Origin of the sequence: Hyphomicrobium sp., assembly GCF_019744875.1 — a bacterium.
Classification (GTDB): Bacteria; Pseudomonadota; Alphaproteobacteria; order Rhizobiales; family Hyphomicrobiaceae; genus Hyphomicrobium_C.
Map to the genome: position 1 here is coordinate 429,531 of NZ_JAIETU010000006.1, position 13,723 is coordinate 443,253.

Below are 13,723 nucleotides of genomic sequence, written 5' to 3' on the forward strand. Positions count from 1 at the left end.
CGGCGCCGAACCCCAAGGCGCAGGCCGCACTTCTCAAACAGGCTTACGCGCGCGCAGGGTTCGATCCGCGCACCGTGACCTATATCGAGGCGCACGGAACGGGGACGCCGTTGGGCGACCCGATCGAGGTGGAAGCGCTGAACGCCGCTTTCGCTGTGTTGTCTGATGAGGCGGAGACGCGGTTCGGGCCCGCGCCGCGCATGCCCTGCGGGATCGGCTCGGTCAAGTCGAATATCGGGCATCTGGAGCTAGCGGCGGGGGCGGCCGGTCTCATCAAAGTTCTGCTGATGATGCGGGCCGGAACGCTTGCGCGTTCGATCAACTGCGAAACGCTCAATCCGTACCTGAAACTCGACGACGGCGTTTTCCGGGTCGTGCGCGAGACGGAAGCATGGGTGCGCGCGCGCGATGCGGAGGGGCGTGAGGTGCCGCGCCGCGCGGGCGTCAGCAGTTTCGGGTTCGGCGGCAGCAATGCGCATCTCGTGCTGGAAGAGTATGCGCCCGCCGATGTGATGCAGTCTCTAACCGGGGTAGCGGGGCCGTTTGCCATCGTGCTTTCCGCCCGCTCTGAGCAGCAACTCGGCGAGAGCGCGCAGGAGCTACTTGCCGCGCTGGATGCGTTTTCCGACGCGGATCTCGCCAGCATCGCATTCACGCTGCAGAAGGGCCGGGATGCGATGGAGCATCGGCTTGCGTTCGCCGCGTCGCATATTTCCGATGTGCGCCGGCACCTGTCGGCGTTTCTTTCCGGCGTTTTGGATGGCGACGTTCGGACCGGCCGTGTCAAGGCGGGCCGGGGCATGCTTGGGCTACTCGACAGCGACGCCGAGGTGCGCCGTGCCTTGCTGGGCCTGCCGGAGCGCGGACGCCAGGATTTGCTGCTCGATCTCTGGGTGCACGGATTCTCGTTCGACTGGTCGGCACTCTATGGGGCAGAGCGGCCGAGCCGTGTGGTGCTGCCGGGGTATCCCTTTGCGCGGACCGTGCATTGGGTTCGTGGGGTTCACTCCGAGTCGGCTGGCTCGTCGACGGTTCATGCGCGGGCATTCGCAGGTCCGTCCGAAGTGGCTGTGGCGGAACACTCCGAAGGCGGGCCCGCGCCCGCGATGCTCGAACGGCTGACGGAGATCGCCGCCCGCCTGCTCGAAACCGATGTCGATGTGCTGGATCCTGATACCGAACTTGGCGAGTTCGGTCTCGACTCGATCTCCATGACAGCCTTCGCGGGGAAAGTGAACGACGCGCTCGGATTGTCGCTTTCACCTGCCGACTTCTTCGAATTTGCAACGCTCGCGCGCCTTGCCGCGCATATCGAGAGCCTGGGGCGGGCGCCGATGGCGCGTGGGCGCGTCGCGGTCGAAGAGCGCGCTTCCGTGCCGTCTCCTATTTCGCCGCCCGATGACGATCCAGTTGTGATCGTCGGGGTGAGCTGCTGCTTCCCCGGAGCGGCGGACGCTGCCGCATTCTGGGAGAATCTCGCCACCGGCGTGGATTCGATCCGCGAAATCCCCTCCGACCGCTGGGACTGGCGAGCGATCCACGGCGATCCAAAAACCGAAACTGGAAAAACCGACATCAAGTTCGGCGGCTTCATCGACGGGGTGTTCGCGTTCGATCCGCTGTTCTTCGGCATTTCGCCGCGCGAAGCGCTGCTCATGGATCCGCAGCAGCGCCTCATGATGATGCATGCGTGGAAGGCGCTGGAGGACGCGGGGCACGATCCGCGTAGCCTCGCCGGGCGCGCCGTTGGCGTCTTCGTCGGAACTGCGGCGAGCGGCTATTCCGATTTGCTCAGCGACGACGACACCTCTGGCCAGGGGTACGCAGCGACTGGCTCGGCGTCCTCGATCGGGCCCAATCGCATCAGCTACTTCTTCGACTGGCACGGGCCCAGCGAGCCTGTCGAAACCGCCTGTTCCAGCTCGCTCGTCGCGCTTCATCGCGCGGTTCAAAGCCTCAAGTCCGGCGAGTGCGACTTGGCGCTCGCCGGCGGCGTCAACACCATCGTCACGCCCGAGGCGCACATCACGTTCGCCAGGGCCGGCATGCTGTCGCGCGATGGGGCGTGCCACACGTTCTCGCGCAACGCGAACGGCTATGTGCGCGGCGAAGGCGCCGGTGTGGTGGTTCTCAAGCACCAGTCTGACGCGCTGCGCGATGGGGACGCCATTTATGCCGTCGTGCGCGGCACCGCGGTCAATCACGGCGGGCGCGCCAATTCGCTGACGGCGCCCAACACGGCCGCGCAGGCGGACGTGATTTCGCGTGCCTATGCGGTCGCTGGCATCGACCCGTCCACGGTCGGCTACATCGAAGCGCACGGGACGGGGACGCCGCTCGGTGACCCGGTTGAAATCAATGCGCTGAAGCACGTTTTTGCAGCGCGCGAGGCGGGTGCTGAGCCGTGCGGTCTCGGTTCGGTCAAGACCAACATCGGCCACCTCGAACTTGCGGCGGGAATTGCGGGCGTCATAAAGGTTTTGTTGCAGCTTCGTCATCGCGCCTTGGCGCCGAGCCTCAAGAGCGAGCCCGCCAACCCGTACATCGATTTGACGGGAAGCCCGTTCTTCGTCGTGCGGGAGCGCCAGCCCTGGCGTGCTATGCGCGATCGCGATGGCCGCGAGCTGCCGCGACGGGCCGGTGTCAGCAGCTTCGGGTTCGGCGGCGTGAATGCGCATGTGGTGCTCGAAGAGTTCGTCGATCGCCGGAGTTCGCAGCCACGTCGCGAAGAGCCCGTCATCGTGCCGCTGTCGGGGCGCGATGCGCTACGCCTTGCCGATCAGGTACGCCTTCTCCGCGAGCATCTCACCAAGGATCGCGCAGGTGAAATCTCGCTCGCGGATCTGGCGTTCACGCTGCAGTCGGGGCGGACGCATCTGGCGTGCCGCGCGGCGTTCGTGGTCAGGTCGGTCGAAGCACTCAAGATGGAACTCGACCGTTTTCTCGCCGCGGGGGTTCCGGTGGCGGATGGCGTAGCCGTCAGCGAGGCCGCTGGCATTGCACCCGCGGCCGGTGCAACGCTTCAGGAAATCGCGGCGCACTGGGTTTCCGGCGGTGAGGTCGATTGGGACCGGGCAAATCCGGCGCGGCGACGTCTGCATCTGCCGACGTATCCGTTTGCGCGCGAGATCTACAAGGGCGGACGCGCGATCGAACGCGGCGCTGCAGCCAATGCTGCTGCCGTTGTGAGATCGCAAGCGCTCGCTCCGCAAGCACCGGGGCAAACGCTCTTGCGCGATCCGGATGCCTTCTACTTCAGCGATCATCGTATCGCGGGCGCTCCGATGCTTCCGGGCGTGATGACGCTGGAGCTGGCGCGCGCCGCATCCGGCCAAGCTCTGCCGTTGTCTCTTGGAGATATCGTCTGGCTGAAGCCGGTGAGCGCTTCGGCGGGGGCATCGTCGCGGATCGCGTTCGACGCTGGCGGGCACGCGTTCCGCTTGCTTTCGGGCGACGGCGAGACTGAAGCCGTGCACGCGCAGGGCAAGCTACGCGCGTCTGCTGAGGCGGCGGGAATTCTCGATGTCTCGGCGGTGCGCGCACGCTGCTCGCGTTCGCGCACGCCGGAGTGGCTCTACGGGGCGTTCGAGCAGCTCGGCATGCACTATGGCCCCGCCTTCCGCTCCGTGACCGAACTTGCGTGCGGGGTCGATGAGGTGCTGGCGCGCCTGGCGCTGCCTCATGCGGCGGCGCGGGCCGGCGGCGACTTTATGCTCCATCCGAGTGTGATGGACGGCGCGCTGCAGGCGTCGCTGGCGCTCTACGGTGAACAGATAGACGGTGGCACCGCCATTCCGTTCGCGCTCGACCGCGTGGATGTTCTCAGGCCGACGGCGCGAGAGATGTGGGCGCACATCCGGCAGCGTCCTTCGTCGGGGGCGATCAGGAAGATCGACATCGATCTCGCCGACGACAGCGGCACGATCTGCGTCCGGCTGGTGGGCTTTTCCGTGCGGCTCCTGCCGGCGCGCGATCGCCCGGCCAGATCGACGGATGTGCTTCGCGAAGCTGGTGCGCGCTTTTTTGTGCAGGCCATCGCGGCCGAGACGGCCGTTCCAGCGAGCCAGATCGCCTTGAGCGCTCCGCTCGATGCTTATGGCATCGATTCCTTCATGATCGTCCGGCTGACGGACGAGCTGGAAAAGACCTTCGGCGCGCTTCCCAAGACGCTCTTCTTCGAGCATCGGACGTTGCAGGCCGTGGTCGACTACTTCGTCGACAATCACGGGGAGCGCCTCGCGGAGGTGACGCGCACGACGGCCGCCTTGGGGGCCGCCCGAGTGCGGGATCGGGGTCTCAGCGAGGAACCCGCGTCCACAGCCACTGTCGATCTGGACGCGCCGATTGCGGTGGTCGGTCTTGCCGGGCGCTATCCCGGTGCGCGCGATCTCGACGGGTTCTGGGGCAATCTCGTTGCGGGTCGCGACTGCATCACGGAAGTGCCGCTCGAAAGGTGGGATCGCGGGCGCGTCTCCGGCGCTTTGAGCAGCGGCGCGGCTTGGGGCGGGTTCATCGACGGGATTGCGGAGTTCGATCCGCTGTTCTTCAACATCTCGCCGCGGGAAGCCCCGTTCATGGATCCGCAGGAGCGCCTGTTCCTGCAATGCGCGCACGAGGCCATCGAGGATTCCGGCAACACGCGGTCCGGCCTCGCACGCGGCGGCGATGTCGGCGTGTTCGTGGGCGTCATGTGGGAGGAGTATCAGCTCTACGGCGTCGAGCGCACGTCGGCCGGCGGTCCGCTTGCGCTCTCGAGCAGCCCCGCCTCGATCGCCAATCGCGTTTCGTCGGTGTGCGATTTCCATGGTCCGAGCCTGGCCGTGGACAGCATGTGCTCGTCGTCGCTCTCGGCGATCCACCTGGCGTGCGAGAGCCTGCGGAGCGGATCCTGTGCGGCGGCCATCGCGGGTGGCGTCAATCTTTCGCTGCACCCCAACAAGTATCGCGCGCTTTCGCAGGGGCGCTTCCTTTCGGGCTCGGGGCGTTGCGAGAGTTTCGGTGCGGGCGGGGACGGCTACGTGCCGAGTGAGGGTGTCGGCGCGGCGGTGTTGAAGCGTCTCGACCGAGCCATTGCCGATGGCGACCAGATCTATGGCGTAATCCGCGGCTCGGCGCTGAACCACGGTGGCAAGACCAACGGATACACAGTGCCGAATCCGCAGGCGCAGACGGCGGTGATCCGCCGCGCGCTCGCAAAGGCCTGCGTGGCCGCGCGCGACATCAGCTATTTGGAAGCGCACGGCACGGGCACGAAGCTCGGCGATCCGATCGAGATTGCGGCGCTCTCGGCCGCCTACCGCGCTGACACTTCCGACACCGGGTTCTGCCGTATCGGGTCGGTCAAATCCAACATCGGTCATGGCGAGAGCGCGGCCGGGATTGCCGGGTTGGCGAAGGTGCTGCTGCAGATGCGCAATCGCCAGCTCGTGCCGTCGCTGCATTCCGAGACTCTTAACCCGGGCATCGATTTTGACGCGACGCCGTTCTCCGTTCAACGGCGCGTCGAGACGTGGGAGCGTCCGGCGGGAGCGCGGGGGCGACTGGCGGGGCTGTCCTCGTTCGGAGCTGGCGGCTCGAATGCGCATCTCATACTTGAGGATCACGAAGCATCGCCCGACACGGCTGTGCATGCGGGCCCGTTCGTGTTCCCATTCTCGGCCCGCGACGAGGGTGTGCTTGAAAACATTCTGCGCCGTTTCCTCGCGGCGCTGGACGGGCTGGGCGACGCCGATCTCGCATCGGCGGCTTTCGTGCTGCAGCAGGGGCGCGAGGCGTTCGAACAGCGCGTGGCCATCGTGGCGGCGGACTGTGCTGAGTTACGGAGCCGTCTGCGTGATGCCCTCTCGGGCGACCTGCGTCATGTCTACAAGGGGACTTGTCGCCCGGGCATGAGCCCTGCGGCGGAACTCAATCCGAGGTCTCCGGACGAGATCGCGCGCGCATGGGCGGACGGTGCAACGATTGAATGGGCGCGGTTCTGGCGCGGATTGCGGCCGCGCAAGATCAGCCTTCCGACGTATCCGTTTCTGCGAGAGATCTACTGGGTTCCGGGACTCGTGCCGCCGGTTGGGCCCGCGTCCGACGCACCAACGCCTTTCAAGTCCGCTGGAGCTGCGGCGCTTCCGCTGCTGTTGACGCCGGATTGGCAGCCCCGTGCGGCGGCGCCGTCCTCGGACTTGGATTCTACGGTGCGGAGGGTCGTGGTGTTCTGCGGTCTTGCGCCGTGTCCCATCGCATCGGCTGAAGTTCATGCGTTGGTTGTGCCCGCTGGCGACCGGTTCGGCTGCGCGGCGGACTATGTGCTGCAACTGATCCAGTCGCTTGTGACGTCGCGTTCGGGCCCCGTGTTGCTGCAAGTCGTCGTTGCGCGAGACGGCTCGGGCGATGGGCTCGAAGGGCTCGGCGGCCTGCTGCGCACGGCCATGCATGAGGTGCCCGAGCTGCGGTGCCAGATGATCGCGGCGGATGCGGCCTCGCATGGCTCGCTCGCGGCGCGCCTCGCGGAGGATGCGCGCGGGAGCGATAGCGATATCCGCTACGAAAACGGGGTGCGGCGTGTGCGCCAGTGGCGCGAGGTCGCTGGCTCTGCTTCGCGGTCGCCCTCATCGCCGTGGAAAGACGGCGGTGTCTATCTCATCACCGGTGGGACAGGCGGGCTCGGACTGCTGCTGGCGGAACGCATTGCGAGCTGCGTTCGCCGACCCGTCTTGTGGCTCACGAGCCGCACAGCGCCTTCGCGCGAAACGCAAGCACGCCTCGACCGGCTCGATGCGATCGTCATGCATCGCTGTGCGGACGTCGCGGACAGTGCCGCCGTGGCCGCATTGATCGCCGACATTCGCCGGACGTCCGGCCGTCTCGACGGCATCGTGCATGCGGCCGGCATCACGCGTGACAAGCGGCTCGTGCATAAAAACGCGGGGGAGCTGCGCGAGGTGCTGGCGCCGAAGGTCGCCGGGCTTGCCGCGCTCGACGCCGCAAGCTCGGACTGCGATCTGGATGTGATGCTGCTGTTCGCGTCCGCCTCGGGGGCGCTCGGTAACATGGGGCAGGCGGATTATGCTGCCGCAAACGCGTTCATGGATGCGTTCGCGGAGGAGCGGAATGCTCTCGTGGCGCAGGGCCGCAGACACGGGCACACGCTCGCAATTGATTGGCCCTTCTGGCGCGATGGCGGCATGACTATGCCGCAAGCGGCCATCGATGCGGCTGAGCGCGCGTCCGGCGTTCGGCCGCTCGCGACAGACGTTGCCTTTGCCGCGCTCGACGCGGCGCTGGCTGCTGCGCGCGCGGATGGCCTCTCGCAGATCCTTGTGCTGGACGGCGATCGCGCGCGCCTGCGGGCCATGTTGCTCGAAGCGCCTATGGCATCGGAGGTTGGTGCTGTCGAGCCGCTGACAGGTGAAGGCCCAGAGGCTGGCGCAGTGCGGGCCTATCTGGCGGAGCGGATCGCAACCGTGCTGGGCGTTGCGGCGCACAGGCTCGATGTCCATGAAGGGCTCGACCGCTACGGCCTCGATTCCATTTCGGGGCTCAAGATCGTCGATGCGCTGGAGGCCTCGTTCGGCGCGCTGCCGAAAACGCTGCTGTTCGAATATCCGACGATTGCGAAGCTCGCTGCTGCGCTCATGGAGATGCATGGGGCGGCATTGCGCGCGCTCCTCAGCGTGCCGTCGCCGGCGGAAATCTCGCCGCCCCGCTTGGCTTCGGTCAGCCCCGCCGTAGTGCCTGCCGCGATCGCGTCCGACGCCGACATTGCCATCCTTGCAGTCGCCGGGCGCTATCCGGGAGCCGAAACGCCGGAAGCGCTCTGGGAGGCGCTGAGCGCTGGCCGCGATCTCGTCACCGAGGTTCCGCCGGACCGCTGGGATATCGACGAGATTTACGCCGAGGGCGCGGGCGAGCCCGGCAAAAGCTGCTGCCGCTGGGGCGGGTTCCTGGATGATGTCGCCCGGTTCGATGCGGGCTTCTTCGGCATTTCGCCGCGTGATGCGCGCCGGATGGATCCGCAGGAGCGGCTGCTGCTTGAGACGGCGTGGCACGTTCTTGAACGCGGCGGGTATCCGCCGCGCCGCATCCGGGACGTGCTCGGTGGGCGCGTCGGGGTGTTCGCCGGTTCGATGTCGCAGCAGTATCGCGCGCTGGAGCTTCACTCCGAAGATCGCGCGGCGCTGATGCTGGCTTCGCAGGCCTCGCTCGCCAATCGCATTTCGCACGCCTTCGATTTCAGCGGGCCGAGCGTGGCCGTCGATTCCATGTGCTCGTCGGGTATCGAGGCCATCCATCTTGCCTGTCAGGCGTTGCTGCGCGGCGAATGCCAGATGGCGATTGCCAGTGCCGTGAATCTCACGCTGCATCCCGACAAGTACGTGGCCCTCAGCGAGGCAGGGCTTGTCGGAAGTCATCGTGGAAGCCGCGCGTTTGCGGGGGGTGACGGCTACATTCCGGCTGAAGGCGTCGGCGCGGTGCTGTTGAAGCCGCTCGCGGCGGCGCGCGCAAGCCGCGACATCGTGATCGGCGTGATCAAGGGATCGGCCGTCAACCACTCCGGCCGGTCTGCGGGCTACGGCGTGCCGAGTGCGGAGGCGCAGCGTCAACTCATCGAGGACAATTTCCGCGCCACGGGTATCGACCCACGCACGGTCGGCTGCGTCGAGGTGGCGGCGAGCGGATCGGCGCTCGGCGACGCGATCGAGATGCGGGCTCTGGCGCGCGCGTTCGGTGCCTTCACTTCGGATACCGGGTTCTGCGCGCTGGGCTCGGTCAAGGCGAACATGGGCCACGCGGAGGCCGCGTCCGGCCTCGCACAAATCACGAAAGCCCTGTTCCAGCTTCGGAGCCGCACGTTGGCGCCGTTCCCGGTCGCGGATATCGATCCGGATTTGCCCATCGACGGGTCGCCGTTCTTCGTGCCGCGTGCGTCCATGCCCTGGACACGAATGGCGCCGGATCAGCCGTTGCGCGCGGCGATCAGCTCGTTCGGCGCGGGCGGCACCAACGTGCATCTCATTCTCGAAGAAGCGCCGGATGCGTTGCCGGACGATATCGGCGAGGCGGGCCCGTGGCGCTTCGTGTTGTCGGCGGCCGACGAGGACAGCGTTGCGGCCGTTGTCTCGGACATGGCTGCCTATCTGGCCGCAAATGTTGATGTGCCCCTTGGGCGATTGGCGTGGACGCTTGACGTGTGCCGGGAGCGGCTGGCTTGCGCGATCGAGATCGAGGCCGGCAGCCAGCGCGAGCTTTGTGACGCTCTTGCCGCCTGGCTGGATGGCCCGCGTGATGTTGCCACCTCTGCCAACGGCGGCGCGTCTCGTTCTGATCAAGGAGCTGGACCGCCGCTCCGGCTGCCGGACTATCCCTTCAAGCGGGTGCGCCATTGGATTACGGGATCTCCCGTGTCGGCGCCGCCGGTTGCCGCGGCTTCGCGCGACGACGCGCAGCGTGCTCCGCTCTCTCCGCGACAGCTCATTCTCGAGACGCTGGCGGAGCAGACAGGGCTCAGTATCGAGGCCATTCCAGCGCGCGCGTCCTTCCGTGATCTCGGTGCGTCGTCGATGTTTGCGCTGCGGTTGATCCGGAGATGCGCCGACGAGCTCGGCGTTGCCGTGACCCACCGCGAGCTTGCGGCGCACGACAGCGTGGACGCGCTGGCAGACCTGATCGCTGCGCGCGCTCTGGAGGGTCGCGATCTTTCCGCCGTGGTGGGCGTGGCGGGTGATCCTCTGGAGGCCGGTCTCTCCGAAGGGCAGCATGGCCTTTGGGCGCTGCAGACGCTGCACCCAGAGATGAGCGCCTACAATGTGCCGCTCGCGTTCCGCGTCACGCGCGCCGACCCAGGCGCGCTCCAGCGGGCCTTCGTGGACGTGCTGGGCCGCTATCCAATTCTGAGCCGCCGTATCGAAGTCGTCGACGGAGCGCCGCGTGTTGCGGTCGCGCCCGAAGCTCCCTCGATGCAGCCCGTCGTGATGCCCCACGATGCGGACGAGATGGAGTTCCTGCGTGCGCGCGTTGCGCGCCCGTTCGATCTTTTCGCCGCAGCGCCCATTCGGTTCGAGTTGATCCGGAGCGCGGCGCATCCCGAGCAGGCCGTCGTTCTGTTTGTCGTCCACCACATTGCAATAGACGGTGTCTCGGCGGCACTCCTCGCGCGCACGTTCTGGCAAGCTTACGCGTGTGCCGTTGACGGGAGAGAGCTGTCCGCGCGTTCGAGAGCTGCTGATTTCAGCGAATTCGTTGCCTTTGAACGCGCGCACATGGCGTCGGCGCAAGGCAACGCGCAGCTCGGCTACTGGACGGAGCGGCTCTCGGATGCGCCTCCGGTACTGGACCTGCCGTCCGACCGGGCGGTTGATCCCACGCGGCCCGTGATGCGAAGCGCGTGCGTGGAACGCGTCATAGGGGCAGAGCTGGCGTCGGCGGCGACGGCTGCGGCACGCGGTCTTGGCGCGGATCGCCCGGCATTCTTCCTCGGCGCGCTTTTTGCGCTGCTCCATCGTTACACCGGCCAGCAGGACATCTGCGTGGGCATGCCCGTGATGGGGCGGCCGGCGCGGCGGTTCGAGGAGAGCGTGGGCTGCTTCGCGAACATGATCGTGCTGCGCGCTGAAATGTCGTGCGCGATGGCGGCGGGCGATGTCGTGGCCGACGTGCAGGCGCGGCTGACGGACGGCCTCGATCATGCCGATGTTCCGTTCGCCGCGATTGCCCGCGCGCTGGGGCGCACGCCACAGGATGGGCCGCTCTATCAGGTGAGCTTTGCCTACCAGAACTTTATCGCACTTCATTCTGCTGACGGCGTGGCGGAGCCGATCACGTCTCTTCGCCAGGAGGGTGGCGACGCCCTCGGGTTTGAGATCTACGAGGACGGCGATGGCCTGAGGCTCGTGGCGAACTTTGATGTCGCGCGCTTCGATGCGCCGCGCATTGTGCGTATGCTGGAGCACTATCTGGCCATCGTGGACGCCATGGTGCGCGCGCCCGGAACGTGTCTCGCTGCGCTGGATATGCTTTCGGATACCGAAAGAGATCGCCTTCTCGGGTCGCTCGCGACGGGTGGAGTGCTTGCGCATCCGGACGGCGATGTGCCCGGTTGGATCGCCGCGACGGCTGCGCGGCGTCCTGATGCCGTGGCGCTCGTGGTCGGGGCGCGCTCGTTGTCGTACCGCGAATTGCTGGAGCGTGCCGAATGCGTGGCCGGTCACCTGTCCGAGCGCGGCGTCACGGCGGGCGATCCGGTGGCGGTGCTGATGGAGCGCGGCGCGGATGCAATCATCGCGCTGCTCGGTGTGGTCAGAATCGGGGCGGTCTATGTTCCGCTCGATGGCGCGCAGCCGGACGCACGCCTCGCAGCGATGCTTTCTGGCGCGCGCGCCAATGCAATCGTCGTCGATGCCAGGAACGCGGATCGTCTTGCGCATGCGAAGATTGCCGTTCCCGTGATCCTCGACGCGGATCGCCAGCAGGCGACCGCACGCAAACCGCTGCGAGCCGACCGGCCGGAGCTTGACCTGAACCGCGCGGCCTACATTATTTTCACGTCGGGCTCGACCGGGCGGCCGAAGGGCGTTTCCGTGTCGCACGGCGCTCTGGCGCATCATTGCCGTGCCGTGATCGAACGCTTCGCGTTGACTGAAGACGATCGCGTGCTGCAGTTCTCCGCGCTCAGTGTCGATCCGGCGCTTGAACAGATTCTGCCCGCGCTCATCTGCGGCGCCACCGTCGTGATGCGCGACGCCACGCTGTGGACGCCACGTCAACTGCGCCACGTCATGGACCGGCAGCGCGTTACGGTGGCCGATCTGCCGCCCGCCTATCTGGCTGAGGTGCTTGCGGCGTGGGGCAAATCGGGCGACGCGCCCAAGCACGCCCCGCGCCTGCTCATCTGTGGCGGAGACGTTCTCGCTCCCGAAACCGTTCGTCTTTGGCGCGACAGCGCTCTATCAGCCACGCGCCTGATCAACGCCTATGGTCCGACCGAGACGACGATCACGGCAACGGCGCACGAGGTCTGTCCGGGTGATACTGGCGCCATCCCGATCGGGCGTCCGCTGCCGGGCACGGATGTCTACATTCTTGATGCCTACGGCCAACTCGTGCCCGAAGGGGTGCCGGGCGAGCTTTACGTCGGGGGGCCGCGCGTCGCGCAGGGCTACATCCCGGACGACGAAGCAACGCGTGGGCGCTTTATCGACAATCCATTCGGCGCTGGCCGCCTTTTCCGCACTGGCGATCGCGTGGCGTTTCTGCCCGGACGCGACGGCTGTCTCGCTTTTCTCGGGCGTTTCGACAGTCAGGTGAAAATCCGCGGTTTCAGGATCGAGCTTGGCGAGGTCGATGCGGCGCTCGCGGCGTGCAGCAAGGCACAAGCGGCGGCGGTCCTCTGCGACGGCAGTCTGGTGGGCTTCGTGGTGCAGGATGAGGCGCACTTCGATGCGCAAAATCTCGCGGCTGGCCTGGCCGCGCGCCTGCCAAGCGCGATGTGCCCGCACGTCGTGTTTCGCATCGATGCGTTGCCGCTCACGCCCGCGGGCAAGGTCGACAGGCGCGCGTTGGAGACCGTGGCTCGCTCGTCGGGAGCCGCCGTTGCGGCTCCGGAATCGTTCACTTTTCCGACGGGTGCCACGGAAGATCGCCTCGCCGGTCTCTGGCGTGAGGTGCTCGGAGTCTCTGCGGAGCGAATGCCGATCGGACGCGAGAGCGATTTCTTCGCGTGCGGCGGGCACTCGCTGCTCGCGGTCCGGCTGTTGTCGGCCATCGAGAGCACCTTCGGCCGGCGGCTCAACATGGCGGACTTGCTCGCTGCGCCGACGCTTGCCGCGCAGGCGCGGCGGATCGCGGCGCGAGCTGCCGAGACGCTCGCGCCCGGTGAGCCGGCCGTCGTCGTTCTGCGGTCGGGGACGGGAACGCCGCTGTTTCTCGTGCATCCCGTGGGAGGTGGCGTGTCGCGCTATGTCGGGCTCGCGCGGCGGCTTGCGACGCCGGGGCCGGTCTATGGCATCGAGGCGCCGGAACAGATGTCGGATGCGCCATTGCCGCGCGTTTCAGAGCGCACGGCGCGCTATCTCGCCGCCGTGCGTGCCGTCCAGCCGCATGGACCGTATCGGCTGGGCGGCTGGTCGTTCGGGGGCATCATGGCGTTCGACATGGCGCGCAGGCTCAAGGCGGCGGGCGAGGAGGTTGCATATCTGGGCCTGATCGACAGCTATGCGCCAGCGCTTCTGGCCGCGATCGACGGCGGCACCGGCGACAGCGCGGCCGACATTCTGGACCTGTTCGCGCGCGATCTGGCGGGCGCGACGGACATCGCCACGCTATCCGGCAAAGGCCGGTTTGCAACGATCGATGAGCTCTATCGGGCGCCGGAGCTCGCCAGCCTGCTCGAGGGCATCGACGAAGCGCGCCTGCGTTCGCGGTTCGAAGCTTTCCGCGCGAACCTGCTCATGGCGCGCGCCTATCGGCCGGAGCCGTGCGCGGTTTCGGCGCGGCTCTATCTGGCAACGAGCGGTCATCCGAACCGGTCGCGCGGGTGGGGTGCGCTCGTGCGAGGTGGCTTTTCGGTGTGCGAGATCCCAGGCGATCATTATTCGATCCTCGCGGATCCTGCTCTCGCGCATCTCGCAGACGAGGTGTCGCGCGATCTCGGTGCGTGCGAGGGCGGGACGGATGTGCGGACCAACCCGGACAAGATGCAGGGTCGACGGTCCGGATAGCCCTGAGGCGTTGG

General features: G+C 67.2%; 1 protein-coding gene (running past one end of the window). It reads left to right on the forward strand.

Annotated features, from left to right (window positions below; translation table 11 throughout):
* Positions 1 to 13,709, forward strand: the 3' portion of a protein-coding gene (locus K2Y42_RS16965; RefSeq protein WP_291154624.1) for a non-ribosomal peptide synthetase. The gene continues 5,695 nt to the left of window position 1, outside the view; only the last 13,709 of its 19,404 coding nucleotides appear in the window; the start codon falls outside the window, past its left edge; the stop codon is at positions 13,707 to 13,709.
* Positions 13,710 to 13,723 lie beyond the last annotated feature (14 nt).